Origin of the sequence: Massilia violaceinigra (assembly GCF_002752675.1) — a bacterium.
Taxonomy (GTDB): Bacteria; Pseudomonadota; Gammaproteobacteria; order Burkholderiales; family Burkholderiaceae_D; genus Telluria_A; species Telluria_A violaceinigra.
Genome location: NZ_CP024608.1, coordinates 7,304,787 through 7,323,932, shown reverse-complemented (window position 1 = coordinate 7,323,932; position 19,146 = coordinate 7,304,787). Strand labels below are relative to the sequence as shown.

The 19,146-nt window shown below is 66.5% G+C and carries 14 protein-coding genes; all 14 read left to right on the top strand.

The window, feature by feature from the left end:
• Positions 1-33: 33 nt before the first annotated feature.
• Complete coding sequence (locus CR152_RS31630; RefSeq protein ID WP_229413743.1) at positions 34-4,881, top strand: two-component regulator propeller domain-containing protein; 4,848 nt, start codon at positions 34-36, stop codon at positions 4,879-4,881.
• A gap of 108 nt (positions 4,882-4,989) precedes the next feature.
• Positions 4,990-5,709: a response regulator gene (locus tag CR152_RS31625; RefSeq protein WP_099881661.1), complete on the top strand. Its 720-nt coding sequence runs from the start codon at positions 4,990-4,992 to the stop codon at positions 5,707-5,709.
• A gap of 164 nt (positions 5,710-5,873) precedes the next feature.
• Positions 5,874-7,502, top strand: coding sequence for an AMP-binding protein (locus CR152_RS31620; protein ID WP_099881659.1), 1,629 nt, complete (start codon positions 5,874-5,876; stop codon positions 7,500-7,502).
• Positions 7,503-7,518: 16 nt separating this feature from the next.
• Entirely contained in the window at positions 7,519-9,891 is a 2,373-nt protein-coding gene (locus CR152_RS31615) for a bifunctional salicylyl-CoA 5-hydroxylase/oxidoreductase (RefSeq protein ID WP_099881657.1), read from the top strand.
• Positions 9,891-10,382: a MarR family winged helix-turn-helix transcriptional regulator gene (locus CR152_RS31610; protein ID WP_099881655.1), complete on the top strand. Its 492-nt coding sequence runs from the start codon at positions 9,891-9,893 to the stop codon at positions 10,380-10,382. The genes CR152_RS31615 and CR152_RS31610 overlap by 1 nt, the downstream gene beginning before the upstream one ends.
• 8 nt (positions 10,383-10,390) lie before the next feature.
• Positions 10,391-11,245 carry an enoyl-CoA hydratase family protein gene (locus CR152_RS31605; RefSeq protein WP_099881653.1) on the top strand — a complete coding sequence of 285 codons (855 nt, stop codon included), beginning with the start codon at positions 10,391-10,393 and terminating at the stop codon, positions 11,243-11,245.
• A gap of 1 nt (position 11,246) precedes the next feature.
• On the top strand, positions 11,247-12,404 hold the full coding sequence (locus CR152_RS31600) for an acyl-CoA dehydrogenase family protein (protein ID WP_099881651.1): 1,158 nt from the start codon (positions 11,247-11,249) through the stop codon (positions 12,402-12,404).
• A 1-nt stretch (position 12,405) separates the two neighbouring features.
• Positions 12,406-12,798, top strand: a complete 393-nt coding sequence (locus tag CR152_RS31595) for a RidA family protein (protein WP_099881649.1) — start codon at positions 12,406-12,408, stop codon at positions 12,796-12,798.
• Between the two features lie 238 nt (positions 12,799-13,036).
• Positions 13,037-13,519, top strand: a complete 483-nt coding sequence (locus CR152_RS31590) for a hypothetical protein (RefSeq protein WP_099881647.1) — start codon at positions 13,037-13,039, stop codon at positions 13,517-13,519.
• 267 nt (positions 13,520-13,786) lie between these two features.
• Complete coding sequence (locus CR152_RS31585) at positions 13,787-14,188, top strand: nuclear transport factor 2 family protein (RefSeq protein WP_099881645.1); 402 nt, start codon at positions 13,787-13,789, stop codon at positions 14,186-14,188.
• A gap of 112 nt (positions 14,189-14,300) precedes the next feature.
• Positions 14,301-15,707 carry a cytochrome ubiquinol oxidase subunit I gene (locus tag CR152_RS31580; RefSeq protein WP_099881643.1) on the top strand — a complete coding sequence of 469 codons (1,407 nt, stop codon included), beginning with the start codon at positions 14,301-14,303 and terminating at the stop codon, positions 15,705-15,707.
• Complete coding sequence (gene cydB / locus CR152_RS31575) at positions 15,704-16,720, top strand: cytochrome d ubiquinol oxidase subunit II (RefSeq protein ID WP_099881641.1); 1,017 nt, start codon at positions 15,704-15,706, stop codon at positions 16,718-16,720. Before CR152_RS31580 ends, cydB begins: the two co-directional genes overlap by 4 nt.
• Before the next feature lie 136 nt (positions 16,721-16,856).
• Positions 16,857-18,014: a mechanosensitive ion channel family protein gene (locus CR152_RS31570; protein WP_099881639.1), complete on the top strand. Its 1,158-nt coding sequence runs from the start codon at positions 16,857-16,859 to the stop codon at positions 18,012-18,014.
• Positions 18,015-18,086: 72 nt separating this feature from the next.
• Positions 18,087-19,022, top strand: coding sequence for a CHAD domain-containing protein (locus tag CR152_RS31565; RefSeq protein ID WP_157778862.1), 936 nt, complete (start codon positions 18,087-18,089; stop codon positions 19,020-19,022).
• The last annotated feature ends 124 nt before the right edge of the window (positions 19,023-19,146 follow it).

Sequence of the window (19,146 nt, the reverse complement as noted above, 5' to 3'; positions counted from 1 at the left end):
TACGCGGGCAGCCAGGCCGCGCCCGCGCGCACCTTGCGCTTCGAGCACCTGAGCGTGGAGCAGGGCCTGGCCCAGGAATCGGTGCTGGCGGTGGCCCAGGATGCCGATGGCTTCATGTGGTTCGGCAGCCAGGGCGGCCTGTCGCGCTTCGACGGCTACCGCGTCACCACCTACCGCAACGTGGTCAGCAACCCGCGCAGCCTGGTCAACAACTGGGTGCGCGTGCTGCATGTGGACCAGGCGGGCCGCCTGTGGATCGGCACCGACGGCGGCCTTGACCGCTTCGATCCGGCCACCCAGACCTTCACCCATTACGCGCCGGACGAACCGGTCAAGCGCGGCAACGGCAACCGGCACGTGCGCGCCATCGCCGGCGACGGCCGCCAGGGCCTGTGGCTGGGCACCAGCGACGGCTTGCAGCACTTCGACATGGTCAGCGGCAAATTCAAGGTCTGGCACCATGTGCCGGGCGACCCGGGCAGCCTGGCCGACGACCAGGTCAACGCGCTGGCGGTCGACGCCGGCGGACGCGTGTGGGTCGGCACCTCGTCCGGCGTGGACAGCCTGGCGGTCGGGGCGCGCGCTTTCGAGCACCATCCGGCGCCCGGGACCGACCACAAACACAATATGGTGCAGGCGCTGCTGGTCGACACCGACCAGACCCTGTGGATCGGCACCCTGGGCGGCCTGGAAACCTGGAAGATCGGCGGCGCCGCCTCGCAGCGGCGCCGACTGGGGGTGTCCGACGGCCTGCGCTCGGGCTACATCACGACCCTGTACCAGGACCAGGACCGCAACGTCTGGGTCGGCAGCCATACCGACGGCCTGTATCGCTGGCAGCCGGCCACGCGCCGCTTCGCCAACTACCGCCATCTGCCGGGCGACAAGCACAGCGTGGCCGACAACCAGATTTCGGCCATGTACCGCGACCGCGTCGGCACCTTCTGGGTCGGCACCTGGTATGCGGGCGTGAGCCGGGTCGACCTGAACAGCGGCGGCTTCGCGCGCATTGCGCGCCACGCCGAAATACCCGATACCCTGTCCGACAACAAGGTGCGCGCGATTGCCGCCGCTCCCGGGGGCGACCTGTGGATCGGCGCCAACAGCGGCTTGAACCGGCTCGATCCGGAAACCGGCCAGGCGCGCCTGTACCGGCACGACCCGGATAATCCCAACAGCCTGGCCGGCATTCCGGCCAGTGCGCTGGCGCACGACCGCGACGGCATGCTGTGGATCGGCAGCCATTCGGGCGTGGCGCGGTTCGACCCGGCCAGCGGCAATTTCACGCGCCAATCCTTCGCCGAGGGCGACCCGGACGGCAACCATATCCGCGGCATGCTCTCGGACCGCGCGGGCGTGATGTGGATCGCCTCGCGCGGCGGCCTGCACCGGCTCGACCCGGCCACGCGCGCCGTGGTCACCTACCGCCACGACGCCGCCGACAGTTCCAGCCTGGCCGACAACGTGGTGCGCCCGCTGCTCGAAGACCGCCGCGGCCAGCTGTGGATCGGCACCTTCGATGGCCTCGACATGCTCGATCGCGCCAGCGGCAAGTTCCGTCATTTCCGCCACGATCCGGCCAACCCGGCCAGCCTCAGTCACGACGAGGTGCACTATCTGCACGAAGACCGGAAGGGCACCCTGTGGGTCGGCACCGCGGCCGGCTTGAACAAGATGAGCATCGGCGCCGGCGGCGCGGTGAGCTTTCGCCGCTACACGGCGGCCGACGGCCTGGCCGACGACGCCATAGCCGCCATCCTGGAGGACGAGGAAGGCAAACTCTGGATCAGCACGAACACCGGCATTTCGCGCTTCGATCCCCTGACCGGCACCTTCCGCAACTACAGCGCCGGCGACGGCACCATCGAAGGCGCCTACTTCGACGGCTCGGCGATGCGCGCGCCGGACGGCACCATGTACTTCGGCGGCTTCAATGGCGTGACCGCCTTCAATCCGAAGGCCATCAGCGACAACCGGATCGCCCCGCGCGCGGTCATCACGGGCTTCCAGATATTCAACCGGCCGGCCGCGCTGGCGCGTCCGGGCCTGTTCAAGGGGCCGATCGAATCGACCCGCGCGGTCACATTGGCGGCGGCCGATTCGGTGTTCTCGCTGGAGTTCGCGGCCCTGCATTACGCGGCGCCCCAGCGCAACCTGTTTTCGTACCGGCTCGATGGCTTCGACCAGAACTGGGTCAGCACCGACGCCAGCCGCCGCTTCGCCACCTACACCAACCTCGATCCGGGCACCTACACCTTCCGCGTGCGCGCCGCCAACAAGGATGGCGTGTGGAGCGACGAGGGCGCCACGATGGCCATCACGATCCTGCCGCCGGTCTGGAAAACCTGGTGGTTCCGCACCCTGTCGGTGCTGCTGGTGCTGGGCAGCGCTTACTGGGCCTATCGCGCGCGCCTGTCCGGACTGCGGCGCCAGAAGGAGATGCTGGAAACCCAGGTGGCCGCGCGCACCGAGGAAATCGAGCAGCAGAACCGCTTGCTGGAACGTCAGAAACGCGAGCTCGAAGCGCAGCGCCTCGACGCCGACAACCAGCGCGCCGAGGCCGAGCAGCGCCGCTTCGATGCCGAACGCCAGAAGGAAGAAGTCGAGCGCCAGAAAGAGAACGTCGAACTGGCGCACCGGAATATCTCGGTGCTTTCCGAGATCGGTCGCGAGCTGACCGCCACGCTCGACATGGAAACCATCATGAGCACCGTGTACCGCCACGTGCACCACCTGATGGATGCGCGTATCTTCGGCATCGGCTTTTATCGCGAAGACATCGGCGTGATCGAGTTCCCGTTCGCGATGGACCAGGGCGTGCGCAGCGAGGTCTACACCCGTCCGCTGGACGATCCGCACCAGTTCGCGGTGTGGTGCCTGAAGCACCGGCGCGAAGTGTTCATCAACGATCTGGAGGCCGAATATCACCGCTACCTGGACGCGCAGCAGAGCGCGGTGCCGATCCCGCCGCTGCGCCTGGACGGCAGCCCGCGCTCGCTGCCGGTGGCGATGATGTACGTGCCGCTGATCGTCAAGGAACGCATGATGGGCGTGCTGTGCGTGCAGAGCGTGGAGGTCAATGCCTACCACCGCGTGCATCTGGACATGCTCAAGACGCTGTCCGCGCACGCGGCGGTGGCGCTCGACAATGCGCGCGCCTACCGCGAACTGGAAGAAACCCAGGCGCGCCTGGTGGAGCAGGAGCGCCAGGTGCGCCTGAATACCGACGAACTGGCGCTGGCCAACCGCGCGCTCCAGGAAAACGATGAGCGATTGCGCCTGGCCAAGCAGAAGGCGGAAGACGCCACGCGCCAGAAGTCCGAATTCCTGGCCAATATGAGCCACGAGATGCGCACCCCGCTGGCGGGCGTGATCGGCATGCTCGGGTTCGCGCTGCGCGACGGCCAGCTGCAGGAAAACACGCGCGAACAGATCCTGCGCGGCCAGGCCAACGCGCAGTCGCTGCTGACCATCATCAACGACCTGCTCGATTTTTCCAAGATCGAGGCGGGCAAGCTGACCATCGAGAACATCGATTTCGCGCTCACCGCCGCCGTCGAAAACGTGGTCAGCCTGTTCGAGGAGCAGGCCGCGGCGCAAAGCGTGGGCTTCAACGTGGCGCTGGCCGAGGACTTGCCGCGCTTCGTGGTGGGCGACCCGACCCGCCTGCGCCAGGTGCTGGTCAACCTGGTCGGCAATGCCTTCAAGTTCACCAACAACGGCGCGGTGCGCCTGTCGGTCGAACGCGCGGCCCCCCTTGAGGGCAGCGCGCCGGGCGTCAATACCATCCGTTTTTCGGTGAGCGACACCGGCATCGGCATCGCTCCGGATGCGGTCGAACGGCTGTTCCAGAAGTTCGAGCAGGCCGACAGCACCACCACGCGCCGCTACGGCGGCACCGGGCTGGGACTGGCGATCTGCCGCCAGCTGGTCGACCTGATGGGCGGCTCCATCAGCGTCGACAGCCTTGAGGGCGTGGGCAGCACCTTCAGCGTGCTGCTGCCGCTGGCCGACGGCGTGGCCCCGCCGATGGTGCCGCACGTGCCGCGCGAACCGCACAGCCACCGCCTGAAGGTGCTGTGCGCGGAAGACTTCCCGACCAACCAGATCATCATCCGCATGATGCTCGAAGACCTGGGGCACAAGGTCGACATCGCCGACAATGGCTTGCTGGCGGTGGCGGCGTGCGCGCGCACGCGCTACGACCTGATCCTGATGGATGGACGCATGCCCGAGATGGACGGCGCCAGCGCCACGCGCCTGATCCGCGCCGGCGGGCCGCCGGAAGCGCCCGTGCGCGACCAGGAGCTGATGATCGTGGCGCTGACCGCCAACGCCAGCGAGGAAGACCGCAGCCGCTACCTGGCCTGCGGCATGGACGACTTCCTGACCAAGCCGATCGACGAAGCGGCCCTGCATCATCACCTGAGCCGGGCCATCGAGCGCCAGCTCCAGCGCGGCATCGCCCTGGCGCCGATGCCGCAGGCGCGCGTGGAACGCCCGCCCACCACGGCCGAACTGGACGCCATGTTCGGCGTCGATACCGGCCCGGCGCCGCTGGCGGGACCGGCCGCCCACAACGCCGGGCGCCGCGCCAGCGACCTCAAAGCGCGCATGCGGGCCGCCTTTGCCAGCGATTTGCCGGGCCGCCGCGCCGACCTGGAAGAAGCCCTCGTCACGCACGATGCCGAGACGGCCGGGCGCCTGCTGCATGGCTTCAAGGGCAGCTCCTCGTACCTGGATGCGGCCGAACTGCACCAGCTGTCGGGCGAGATGGAAGAAGCGGCCGACGCGCGCCGCTGGGACCTGATCGCCGTGGCCATGCCGCGCCTGCGCGAACTGCTGTCCGCCTACGACAGCGCGGCACCGCTCAAGCGCTGACCCGCTATGCATATGCTGTAATATTGGCGTATAGGCTAGAGGTATTAGCCGAAGGTATGAGTTGGACAGGCGTGTTTTGTGGCGTTACTGCGTACGGGAGGTGGCCAAATGAAGGTTCTGGTGGTGGATGACGACATCGTATCGCGCATGGTGCTGATGCACCTGATCGACTCCTGCGGCCAATTCGAGATCCTCGAAGCGGAAGACGGCGCCGACGCCTGGGACCAGCTCGAACAGGGCTTGCGCCCGGCGATCTGTTTTTGCGACCTGCGCATGCCGCGCCTGTCCGGCATGGACCTGCTGCAGCGCGTGCGCGCCGACGGCGCCCTGGGCGCGATGCCCTTCGTGCTGGTGTCCTCGGCCACCGACCGCGACACGTTCGACCAGGCCAGCGGCCTGGGCGCGTCGGGCTATATCGTCAAGCCCTTCCAGGGCGAGCAGGTGCGCGAGCACATGGCCGGCCTGACCGGCAGCGATCCGATCGCGGTGGCGCCGCGCGCCGAAAAGGTGCAGGCCACGCTGCTGCGCCTCGGGATCGGCGCCGAACGCCTGATGATTTACCTGGGCGGCCTGCAGTCGCAGGTGGCGGCGGCCGGCACCGACATCGCCGACCTGCTCGAACGCGGCGACCATGGCGCGGCCCATGTGCGCATCGACCGCCTGCATGCCGGCTGCATGACGCTGGGGCTGAACGGCGCGGCCGACACGCTCAAGACGCTGCCCCCCGGGGCGCTCGATGGCGCCCAGGTCAAGCTGGCGCTGGCCGAGGTGGTGCGCTCGGCGATGCACCAGACCGAAGCGCTCAAACGCCAGGAAGGCGCTTCCTGACGGCGACGCACGAAAGCGCTTGATGTCATGATAGTTTAAGTCTAAAGTATTGGGGGGCCTCGGCAAAGCCGTTGCGCGGTGCAATTTTTCCCCTGCGCCGCTCGCAACGGTTTTTCAAGACCCCCTATGTCGGCTGAACGACTGACACTTTTTTCGGGGCGACCATGACACGCTTGACCGCATCGCTACTGAGCGCCTCGGCCTACCAGGACGGTTTTGCGCGCGAACACCTGCCGCCGCCGGCCCAGTGGCCCGAGTTTTTATTTGACCTGCCCGAGCTGGATTATCCGCAGCGCCTGAACTGCGCCGCCGAACTGCTCGACGCTGCGGTCGAGCGTGGGGCGGGGGAGCGCATCGCCATCGTCGGCGAGCACGAAAGCTGGACCTACGCCGAACTGCAGCGCCGGGTCGACCGCATCGCCCACGTGCTGCGCGCCGACCTGGGGCTGGTCACCGGCAACCGCGTGCTGCTGCGCGGGGCGAACAATCCGATGATGGCGGCCTGCCTGCTGGCCGTGCTCAAGGCCGGCCTGATCGCCGTGCCCACCATGCCGCTGCTGCGCGCGCGCGAACTGACCGCCATCGTCGACAAGGCCAGCGTGGACGCGGTGCTGTGCGCGGCCAGCCTGCGCGGCGAGATCGACGCCATCGCAGCGTTGCCGCGCCATGTGGTGACGTTCAACGATCCCGACAACCCCGCCTCGCTGGAAGCCATGATGGCGCGCCATCCGGTGCCGTTCGCGGCGCACGCCTGCGCCGCCGACGACGTCTGCCTGATCAGTTTTACCTCGGGCACCACCGGCATCCCCAAGGGGACCATGCATTTTCACCGCGACGTGCTGGCCATTTGCGACTGTTTTCCGCGCCATATGCTGGCCGCGGCCGATACCGACATCTTCATCGGCACGCCGCCGCTGGCGTTCACCTTCGGGCTGGGCGGGCTGCTGCTGTTTCCGATGCGGGCCGGCGCCGCCGGCGTGCTGCTTGAAAAACTCACGCCCGACACGCTGCTGGCCGCCATCGAAAAATACCGCGCCACGGTGTGCTTTACCGCGCCGACCTTTTATCGCCAGATGGCGCCGCTGGCGGCGAACTACGATGTATCGAGCCTGACGCGCACGGTGTCGGCCGGCGAAGCGCTGCCGCTGGCCACGCGCGAAGCCTGGCAGGCGGCCACCGGCCTGCGCATGATCGACGGCATTGGCGCGACCGAACTGCTGCATATCTTCATTTCGGCGGCGGGCGACGCGATCCGGCCAGGTGCGACCGGCAAGCCGGTGCCGGGCTACCAGGCCTGCATTCTCGATGCCAACGGCCAGCAGGTGGGGCCGGGCGTGATCGGCCGCCTGGCGGTGAAGGGGCCGACCGGGTGCCGCTACCTGGCCGACGAGCGCCAGAAGGATTACGTGCTCGATGGCTGGAACCTCACCGGCGACGCCTACGAAATGGACGCCGACGGTTATTTCTACTATCGTTCGCGCACCGATGACATGATCATCTCGGCCGGCTACAACATCGCCGGCGCCGAAGTCGAAGAGGTGCTGCTGCGCCATGAAGCGGTGGCCGAATGCGGCGTGATCGGGCGAGCATGCGAGGAACGCGGCCAGGTGGTGGAAGCGCACGTGGTGCTGCAACCCGGCTTCGAGCCGACCGAGGCGCTGGCCGCCCAGTTGCAGGACTTCGTCAAGCTGCAGATCGCTCCCTATAAGTATCCCCGCTCGCTCAGGTTCATCGACAAACTGCCGCGTACCGAAACCGGCAAGCTGCAGCGCTTCAAGCTGCGCGCTACCTAAACCGAAGACGAACTTCATGAATATTGTGTGCATCGGCGGCGGCCCCGCCGGACTGTATTTCAGCCTGCTGATGAAAAAGCAGGACCCGTCCCACCAGATCACCGTCGTCGAACGCAATCGCCCTTACGATACCTTCGGCTGGGGCGTGGTGTTTTCCGACCAGACGCTGGGCAACCTGGTGGGCGCCGACGAGCAGAGCGCGCGCGCCATTTTGCAGTCGTTCAATCACTGGGACGACATCGACATCTTTTTCAAGGGCGAGAAAGTCACTTCGGGCGGACATGGTTTTTGCGGCATCGGGCGCAAGCGCCTGCTCAATATCCTGCAGCAGCGCTGCGAGGAACTGGGTGTGCAGCTGGTGTTCGAGAACGAAGTCGAGGACGACCAGGCGCTGGCGCGCAAGTACGGCGCCGGCCTGGTGATCGCCTCCGACGGCTTGAACAGCCGTACCCGCAAGCGCTACGCCGCGACCTATCGACCCGAGGTCGAGGCGCGCCGCTGCCGCTTCGTGTGGCTTGGCACGCGCAAGAAGTTCGATGCGTTCACGTTCGCCTTCACGGAGACGGAGCACGGCTGGTTCCAGGCGCATATTTATCAGTACGATGGCGATACCTCGACCTTCATCGTCGAAACGCCGGAAGAGGTGTGGCGCCGCGCCGGACTTGACCAGATGACGCAGGAAGAGAGCATCGCGTACTGCGAGCGCCTGTTCGCCGGCCAGCTGGACGGGCATGCGCTGATGTCGAACTCGCCGCATCTGCGCGGCTCCGCCATGTGGATCACTTTCCCGCGCGTGGTGTGCGCGCAGTGGGTGCACTGGAACGAGGCGGTGCCAGTGGTGCTGATGGGGGACGCGGCCCACTCGGCGCATTATTCCATCGGTTCGGGAACCAAGCTGGCGCTGGAAGACGCGATCGAGCTGGCGCGCTGTTTCGGCACGCACGCGGATGCGGCGCAGGCGCTGGCGGCGTACCAGGAAGTGCGCGCGGTCGAGGTGCTCAAGCTGCAAAGCGCGGCGCGCAATTCGATGGAATGGTTCGAGAACGTGGAACGCTACACCGCCATGGAGGCGCCGCAGTTCGCGTATTCGATGCTCACGCGCAGTCAGCGCCTGTCGCACGAAAACCTGCGCCTGCGCGACCCTGATTACGTGGCCGGCTTCGAAACCTGGATTGCGCGGCGCGCCTGCGAACAGGCCGGATTGGCGCCGCCGGCCGGCGCGCGCGTGCTGCCCATGCTCACGCCCTTCAAGCTGCGCGGCGTCACGCTGAAAAACCGCATCGTGGTTTCGCCCATGGCGCAGTACTCGGCGATTGACGGCGTGGCGGGCGACTATCATCTGGTGCACCTGGGCGCGCGCGCCCTGGGTGGCGCGGGACTGGTGTTTGCCGAGATGACGTGCGTGTCGGCCGATGCGCGCATCACCCCATGCTGCCCGGGCATGTACGCGCCCGCACACACGGCGGCGTGGAAGCGCATCGTCGACTTCGTGCATGCCAGTTCGGACGCCAAAATCGCGCTGCAACTGGGCCACGCAGGGCCGAAAGGGTCGACCAGGGCCATGTGGGACGGGATCGACCAGCCGCTCGAGAGCGGCAACTGGCCGCTGGTGGCCGCGTCGAGCGAGCAGTATCTGGAGGGCGTCTCGCAGACCGCGCGCGCCGCCACGCTGGATGACATGGACCGCATCGAAGCCGATTTCGTGCGCGCCACGCGCGCGGCCGCCGAAGCGGGCTTCGACTGGATCGAGCTGCACTGCGCGCACGGCTATCTGCTGTCGTCGTTCATTTCACCGCTGACCAACCGGCGCGACGACGAATTCGGGGGCTGCCTGGAAAACCGCTGCCGCTATCCGCTGCGGGTGTTTCGCGCGATGCGCGCCGCCTGGCCGGTGGACCGGCCGATCAGCGTACGCATTTCCGCGCACGACTGGGTCGACGGCGGCATCACGCCCGACGATGCGGTGCGGATCGCGCGCCTGTTCAAGGAGGCGGGCGCCGACATGATCGACTGCTCGTCGGGGCAGGTCAGCAAGCGCGAGAAGCCGGTGTATGGACGCATGTTCCAGACCCCGTTCGCCGACCGCGTGCGCAACGAGGCGAAGATTCCGACGATCGCGGTCGGCTCGATTTTCGAGGCCGATCACGCCAACAGCATCATTGCGGCCGGCCGCGCCGATTTGTGCGCGGTGGGGCGGCCGCACCTTGCCAATCCGGCGTGGACGCTGACCGAAGCGGCGCGCATCGGCTTTTCGGCGATCGACTGGCCGAAGCAGTACCGGCCGGCCAAGCTGCAGCTGGAGCGCAACCTGGAACGCGAACGCCAGCTGGCCGCCGCCGGCGCAGGTATGAGCCCGCAGCAGGTAGCGGCCAGATTGCTGGAGGGCTGATGGACGAGCTCACGCCGCAGGACGACGGCACGGCGCTGGACCTGGCCAGCCGCCTGACGCAGGATCATCATCAATCACTCAAGCTGTGGCTGCGCATGCTTTCGTGCACGGTGCGCATCGAGAACGAAATTCGCAGCCGCCTGCGCACGACTTTCGACATCACCTTGCCGCGTTTCGACCTGATGGCGCAGCTGGAGCGCCATCCGGACGGGCTGCGCATGGGCGAGCTATCCAAGCGCATGATGGTCACCGGCGGAAATATCACCGGCATCACCGACCAGCTGGAGCAGGAAGCGCTGGTGGTGCGCGTGCCCGACCCCAGGGACCGGCGCGCCTACAGCGTCAAGCTGACGCGCGAGGGCCACATGGCATTCGCCAAAATGGCGGTGGTGCACGAAGAGTGGATCGCCGACCTGCTCAAGGATATCTCGCCCGACGACAAAGGGCAGCTCATCGCGCTGCTCTCGCAAATGAAACAGCATCTCCAATAAGGAATCCCATGCGTTACCTACCAGGCCAGGCACAGCAACTGCCCGGCAACCGCAGCGCGCTGGCGTCGTACCAGGCCAGCCACTTTCGTTTCGAGGTCGAGGGCGCCGTCGCGACCTTGACCCTCAACCGGCCGGAGCGCAAAAACCCGCTCACGTTCGAGTCCTACGCCGAGCTGCGCGACCTGTTTCGCGCGCTGGCCTATGCCGACGATGTGAAGGCGGTGGTCATCACCGGCGCGGGCGAGAACTTTTGCTCGGGCGGCGATGTGCACGACATCATCGGTCCCTTGACCCAGCTCGACATGCCCGGCCTGCTGGCCTTTACGCGCATGACCGGTGATCTGGTCAAGGCGATGCGTGCCTGCCCGCAGCCGGTGATCAGCGCGGTCGATGGCATCTGCGCGGGCGCCGGCGCGATCCTGGCGCTGTCGTCGGACATGCGGCTGGGGACCGCGCGCAGCAAGACGGCATTTCTGTTCACCCGCGTTGGCCTGGCCGGTTGCGACATGGGCGCGTGCGCGCTGCTGCCGCGCGTGATCGGGCAGGGACGCGCCGCCGAACTGCTGTATACGGGCCGGTCGATGTCGGGCAGCGAAGCGGAGCGCTGGGGCTTTTTTAACAGTATCAGCGAGCCGGAAACCCTGCTGGCCGATGCCCGGGCGCTGGCCGCATCGCTCGCTGCCGGGCCCACTTTTGCGCATGGCATGACCAAGAAAATGCTGCAGCAGGAATGGAACATGGGCGTCGATGAAGCCATCGAGGCGGAAGCGCAGGCGCAGGCGATCTGCATGGCGACCAACGACTTCCATCGCGCCTATCATGCGTTCGTGGCCAAGCAGCGGCCTGTGTTCGAAGGAGACTGACATGGCTGACAAAACTTATCTGGAGTGGCCGTTTTTTAACGCCGGACACGCCGCGCTGGAACAGGCACTGGACACGTGGGCGAGCGCCAATCTGGCGCCCACGCACGGGCGCGATGTCGATGGCGCCTGCCGCGCGCTGGTGCGCCGGCTGGGTGAGGGCGGCTGGCTTGATCATGCTGTCGGCGCCATCGACACGCGCGCCATTTGCCTGATCCGCGAAACGCTGGCGCGCCACGATGGCCTGGCCGATTTCGCGTTCGCCATGCAGGGCCTGGGATCGGGCGCGATTTCGCTGTTCGGCAGCGCCGCCAACAAGGAGCGCTACCTGCCGCGCGTGGCGCGCGGCGAGGCGATTGCGGCGTTTGCGCTGTCCGAGCCGCAGGCCGGGTCGGACGTGGCGGCGATGCAGTGCGCGGCCGTGCGCGACGGCGATGCCTACGTGCTCGATGGCGAGAAGACCTGGATTTCCAACGGCGGCATCGCCGACTTTTACGTGGTGTTCGCGCGCACCGGCGAGGCTCCGGGGGCGCGCGGCATCAGCGCGTTTATCGTCGATGCGGACACGCCCGGGTTTTCGGTGGCCGAACGGATCGAGGTGATCGCGCCGCATCCGCTGGCGCGCCTGCGTTTCGATGGCTGCCGCGTCCCAGGCTCGCAGCGCCTCGGTGAGGCAGGACAGGGCTTCAAGGTGGCGATGGCGACCCTGGACGTGTTCCGCACCTCGGTCGCGGCGGCGGCGCTGGGCTTCGCGCGGCGCGCCTTCGACGAGGCGATCGCGCATGCCAGCACGCGCAAGATGTTCGGCCAGACCCTGGCCGACTTCCAGCTCACGCAGGCCAAGCTGGCCGAGATGGCGACCGGGATCGACGCGGCGGCGCTGCTCACGTACCGGGCGGCGTGGCAGCGCGACCAGGGCCGCAAGGTCACGAAAGAGGCGGCGATGGCCAAGATGACGGCGACCGAAACGGCGCAGAAGGTCATCGACGCGGCGCTGCAGATGTTCGGCGGGATGGGCGTGGTCAGCGAGCATCCGGTGGAGCGGCTGTACCGCGAAATTCGCGCGCTGCGCATTTATGAAGGCGCCACCGAGGTGCAGCAATTGATCATCGCGCGCGAACTGCTGCGCGAAGCCGCGCCAGCGGTGGAAGGAAAGGCATAGCATGGAATTTCTACAACCGCCGGGCTGGGCGCGGGCACGCGGCTATTCGAATGGGGTGGCCGCCAGCGGGCGCACGGTGTGCGTGAGCGGCATGATCGGCTGGGACGGGCAGGGCGTGTTTCATACGGATGACTTCGCCGGGCAGGTGCGCCAGGCGTTGCAGAATGTGGTCGATGTGCTGGCCGAGGGCGGTGCGCGGCCCGAGCATATCGTGCGCATGACCTGGTATGTGCTCGACAAGCATGAGTATTTGGGCGCGCACAAGGAAGTCGGCGCGGCGTATCGCGATGTGATCGGCCGGCACTTTCCGGCGATGACGGCGGTGCAGGTGGCTGGTCTGGTCGAGGACAGGGCGCGCGTGGAAATCGAGGTGACGGCCATCGTGCCGGCGTAGCGCGGCGGCCGGGGCGCCGGAACGGATACCAAACGTGCGCCCGTTACGGGGATGGCGGGCCGCCGTATGATGCTTTGCCGCCGGCACAGCGCTGAGCCTTTGAAATTCTTTCGCTTTGTTCCCCTCGTCCGTACGTTGTCTGACTCACCTCAAGGCGCTCGTGGAATACCCGATGACGGCACTCGCACAAGCCTACACTTGATGGCGCGGCGCGTGCCGTGCCAACCGGAGAAAGTTGATGAGCATGAATGCCGTGCCGAGCGGGCCGCCGGAACCTGACCACAATGGTGCGCCCGTTGCCGGCGGCGGCGGACCGCCGTATGATGGCGACATGGACCGCCGCCTTACCGTGCTCGAAACGCGCTTTGACACCATCTTGCCGACCCTGGCTACCAAGGCGGACTTGGCTGGCCTGCGTCTGGACCTGAACGAAAAAATGGACAAGTTGCGTCTGGACCTGAACGAAAAAATGGACAGATTGCGTTCGGATTTAGACGCTGCGTTGATGAGCACCGTGAAATGGTGCGCTGGTATCGCCTTAACGCTGTTTGCCGGCATGGCCTGCCAAGGTCTGTATCTGGGAACCCAGATCAATAACCTCGCTGCGCGCCTGCCTCCAGCCTCTCCCGTGGCGCCGGGACCGGACCGGCCGGCGGCATCACCCACCCGAGCGCTACCTCAGGCGCCGGCCCAGCCGGGGTCCGCAGCGGAGCCCGGTTAAACAGCACCGATTGCGTTGCCACGTGCGGCCCGGTGTGAGCCGGGGCATGCTCCGGCTGCGTTATTGGCATTGCCAGCAAGCTGACATTCGCGCGGAGCCCGTGATTGGCGCTGCGGAACGGACACCGTCACCGGTATTGCCGCACCCACCCTCCCTACAGCGCTGACACCGATTTTTCATCAACCATGCCGATGGCGCCGAACTTTTGCGTCGTCGCGCACTCTGACCAGTATCCGGGTAGATCGCCCATCATTCTGCGGGGAAGCAATGGACCAGCAACAAGCCAGACAGCAGGCGGCACGTTTCATCGACCAGTTGCGCCGTCTTGAAGACGGCGATCCATCGGCGGTCGATGCGCTGGCCAGGCTGTTCGCCGACGATGCGCGTCTGCGCAATCCCATCGCCGACCATGCGGGCCGCGAGCAGATCGCCGCCTTCTGGCGTACCTACCGCGCCAGCTTCGGCACGGTGCGGTCCACGTTCTCCCACATCACCGCCGACGAGGCCTGCGCAGGCCTGTTCTGGCGCTCGGCCGGGACCGGTCCGCACGGCCAGCCGGTCGAGTACGACGGCGTCACCCTGCTCGAATTCGACGATGCCGGACAAATTACCCGTTTCCACGGTTATTTCGACAGCCGGCAAGTCCGGCTTGAAGCACCGGCGCACTAACATCAAGCACGCTGCGCCAGGTGTGGGGCGGGCATGACCGCGCGGGATCGACGGATCGGCATGGCGACATAGAGCGATACAGAGCGATATATAGCGACAAAGCGGAGCGGCAATGGACACCGTGGCAGGGATCGACGCGTTACTGTTCTCACGAATCCAGTTCGGGTTCACGATCGCGTTTCATATTGTTTTCCCAGCCTTTACGATCGGGCTGTCGGCCTTTATCGCCACGCTCGAAGTGCTGTGGCTGCGCACCAAGAAAACGCATTACCACACGCTGGCGCGCTTCTGGACCAAGATTTTCGCGGTATCGTTCGCCATGGGCGTGGTATCGGGCATCGTCATGGAATACCAGCTGGGCACCAACTGGAGCCGCTTCGCCCAGATCATCGGCAACACTCTGGGGCCCTTGTTCAGTTACGAGGTGCTTACCGCATTCTTTCTCGAAGCGAGCTTTCTCGGGATTATGCTGTTCGGCTGGAATCGCTTTCCGCCATGGCTGCACACGCTCGCTTGCATTGTGGTCGCGTTCGGCACTGCGTTGTCCGGATTCTGGATCCTGTCGGCCAACAGCTGGATGCACACGCCGTCAGGCTTCGCCATGGAGCAGGGCATCACCTATCCAGTCAGCTGGTTCGACATCATCTTCAATCCCAGCTTTCCGTACCGCTTCACGCACATGATGATCGCTGCCCACCTGACGGCCTCGCTGGTGGTCTGCGCGACCGGCGCCCGCTATGCGCTGGCCGGGCGCTTCATGCCGGAGGCGCGCACCATGCTGCATATGGGCCTGGGCATGCTGGCGGTGCTGGCGCCGCTGCAGGCCGTCGTCGGCGACCTGCATGGCCTGAACACCTTGCAATACCAGCCGGCCAAGGTGGCGGCGATCGAGGCGCACTGGGACGGTTCGCGCCCGGCTCCGCTGGTCCTGTTCGCCTGGCCCGACAGTGCCGCCGGCCGCAACCGGGCCGAAGTCGCGATACCGAACCTGGGCAGCCTGATCATCACGCACGACTGGAACGGACGCTTCCGCGGACTGCTTGACTTTCCCGCCGACCAGCGCCCGCCCGTGCTGCCCGTGTTTTTCATGTTCCGGCTGATGGTCGCTCTGGGCTTGCTGATGATTGCCATCGGCTGGGTTGGCGCCTGGTTGTGGTGGCGCAAGCGACTGGTGGACGCGCGCTGGTTCCTGCGCCCGCTGGCGCGTGCCTGGCCGCTCGGCTTCATCGCCATCCTGGCCGGGTGGATGGTCACCGAAATCGGGCGCCAGCCCTGGATCGTGTACGGCGTGCTGCGTACCGCGCAGGCGGCGTCGCCCGTCACTGCCGCCCAGGTTGCCACGTCGCTGGCGCTGTTCGTGCTCGTGTATGTGGTCGTGTTTTCGGTTGGCGTGTGGTACATCGGGCGCATGAACGGCAGCGGGCCGCAGCCGGCGCTGCCGGGGCCGGAAACCTTGCCCAACCGCCCGCTGGCGGGCGGCCGGCCGGCGCCGCCAGCGCGGCCGCAGGTGACGCCATGAGCGACCCGGCGTACCTGCTGCCCGTGATCCTGGCCCTGGTGCTGGGCGTGGCCTTGTCGATGTACGTCGTGCTCGACGGCTTCGACCTGGGCATCGGCATCCTGTTCCCTTTCTTTCGCGACGAATCGGCGCGCGATCAGATGATGAATTCGGTGGCGCCTTTCTGGGACGGCAACGAGACCTGGCTGGTGCTCGGTGGCGTCACGCTATGGGCGGCGTTTCCCAAGGCCTTCGCCATCATCCTGCCGGCCATGTACCTGCCGGTGCTGGTGCTGCTGCTGGCATTGATTTTCCGCGGGGTGGCATTCGAATTCCGCTGGGTGGCCAGGCATCATCAGCGCATCTGGGATGGCGCTTTCGCCGCCGGCTCGACGCTGGCCGCGTTCGCGCAAGGCGTGATCCTGGGCGGCCTGCTGCAAGAGATCCGGGTGCGCGACGGCCAGTTCGCGGGCGCCCCTTTCGACTGGCTGACCCCGTTCGCGATCATGTGCGGGCTGGGGCTGGTCAGCGGCTATGCGCTGCTGGGCGCGACCTGGCTGCTGATGAAGACCGAGGGCGAGGTCGAACGCAAGGTGCGCGGGATGGTGCCCGCCTTGCTGGCCGGGCTGCTGGGGTTCATCGTGCTGGTCAGCGTCTGGACGCCGCTGCAGATTCCCCGCATCGCGCAGCGCTGGTTCAGCGTGCCGAACATCGTGTTCCTTTCCCTGGTGCCGGTGGCCACCGCGTTTTGCGCGTGGCTGTGCTGGCGCGGCATCCGCCACGGGCGCAGCGTGCTGGCGTTCGCGGCGGCGGTCGGCGTGTTCTTGCTGGCGATGGCGGGACTGGTGCTGTCGAACATGCCTTACGTGGTGCCGCCCGTGCTCACGGTATGGCAGGCCGCGTCCCATCCGGCGTCGCAGCTTTTCTATCTGGTGGGCGCGGCCATCCTGCTGCCGATGATACTGGCGTACACGGCGCTGGTGTTCTGGCTTTTCAGGGGCAAGATCGGGGCGGGGGAGGGCTATCACGCTTGAGCGGCGCGGGGCGCGCAAGGCGCTGGAGCGGACGTTTCTCAGCCGAAATGTGCGACAACTTTCAGGCTGAGCTTGTAGGCTGCGGCTTTCGGGCGGCCCGCCGCCAGCCGTACACCGCACTTGAAGGAGACCACATTTGGATATCCATGCCATCACTTCCCCGCTGGCCGGGATCGCCCCGGCCAACTGGCTGCTCGCCTTGGCCGTGGCGATCGGCAGCTATGTCATCATGCACGGCGCCGTCGTGCTGTTCCGTCGCCACCTCGCCAGACTGAGCGAACAGGGACGGGCCGACCGGCCCGCCGCCGAACTGCTCAAGGCCACCCTGGCGCGCACCAGCAAGCTGGCGCTGATCGTCACCGCGCTGCTGTTCGGGCTGACGGTGCTCGATCTCGGTGCGCCGTGGGACGACCGGGTGCGCCATCTGTGGTTCATCGCCCTTGGGGCCCAGCTGGCGCTGTATCTGGACCGCGCGCTCAGCGTTGGCGCGCAGCGCTACTTCCGCAGTCGCGCCAGCGCGCCGGACGCGCCCGCCACTGTGGCCAACACGCTCATGGTCTGGGTGCTGAAAACCGTGCTGTGGGTGGTGTTTTTGCTGGCCGTGCTGTCGAACGTGGGCATCGATGTATCGACCCTGGTGGCCAGCCTGGGCATTGGCGGCATAGCCGTCGCGCTGGCGGTGCAAAATGTGCTCGGCGACCTGTTCGCCTCGCTCTCGATTGCCGTCGACAAGCCGTTCGAGGTGGGCGACTCGATCAGCGTCGCCGGCTTTTCGGGCAATGTCGAACACGTGGGCCTGAAGACGACCCGCATCCGCTCCGACAGCGGCGAGCAGATCGTCATCGCCAACGCCGAACTGTTGAAGAACACGCTGCGCAACTTCAAGCGCATGTCGACCCGGCGCGTGCAGTTTTCGCTGCGCGCCAATCCGGCCACCACCACGGCCCAGGCGGCCCAGGTGCCGGCGGCCCTGCGCGCCATCATCGAAGCGCAGGAGGGCGTGCGCTACGACCGCGTGCACCTGAAAAGCGTGACCCAGGAAGCGCTCGAGTTCGATGTCGTGTTCCATGTGCTCGATCCTTCCTACGGACGCTATATGGATATCCAGCAAACCATCCTGCTGGCGGCGATGGAAGCGTTCGAGCAACTGGGCGTGTCCACGGTCGGCGCGTCGCGCCATCTGCTGATCGAGCGCGTCCCGCGTGCCGCCAGCGCCAAACCGGCGGCGTCCGTCAAGCCGGCCGCGGCGCTGCACAATATCGTGTCCACGCGCAAGCAACCGGCTGGAATGTGAGTGGTGCAGCGGTAACGAAACGGCATGCGTCGGCGTTTCCGCGCACAATGTCTCCAAGGAGGAATGTGCAATATGGATACCGCAGTCAAATTTCCCACCACGCCCAAGGCCATCCGGGCGCGTGCGCTCGAGCTGTCGGCCCGCATGAGCGTCGAGAAAGCCTTCCAGGCCATCGTGCGCAATTGCCTCGACCAGATCGAGGCCAATGAAACCGGCGTGATCAAGTACCACGATGTCGAGAGCCTTCACCAGATGCGGGTCGGCCTGCGCCGTCTGCGCTCGGCCCTCGGCATGTTCGATGAGGTGCTCAGCCTGCCCGTGGCGCTGCGCCAGGAGCTCGACTGGCTGGTCTCCCAGCTGGGACCGGCGCGCGACTGGGATGTGCTGGCCGGGTCGACCTTGCCGCGCATTACCAATACGCTCGATGCGGACGCGCCGCTGGTGCGGGTGCAGCATGCCGCCGCCGACAAAGCCATGGCCCTGCATGCGGCGGCCGGGGCGGCCATCGCATCGGAGCGCTACCAGAACCTGATCGGCAATCTCGAGCGCTGGTTTGACGAGCGTGGCTGGCGTGCGATGCAGCTGCCTGCCGACAAGGTGAAGCTCAAGATGCGCATTGGCGACTTCGCCAGGGACATTCTCGAAAAAGACCAGCAGCGTCTTCTCAAGCGTGGCCGCAAACTGAAAGGCGCCGATCCCGAGACGCGCCACCGGGTGCGCATCGCCGCCAAGAAAACGCGCTATGCCGCCGAATTTTTCGCTTCCCTGTATCCGCGCAAAACCGTACGGCCCTACGTCAAGGCGCTGGCCAGCTTGCAGGATGAACTCGGCTTGATGAACGACGCCAGCGTGGCCGACGGCCTGCTCAGGCAGTTAAGCGAAGGCGACGAGGAGTTGAAGGACGGCACCGGCTTCCTGCGCGGCTACCTGGCCTCGCACAGCCGCCAGGGAGACGGCAAGTTGCGCAAGCTGTGGAAGCGTTTTGTACCCTTGCGCACGCCGGGATAAGAGATCGCTGCGGATGAGAATGAAGGCATCGTACAGCTAAGCTGAAAAGCAAGGTGGCTGGGCCAAACCGCCTCTTCGGGCACAACTTGCTTTTTACAATGTTGTAATTGCAGACGATCAATGG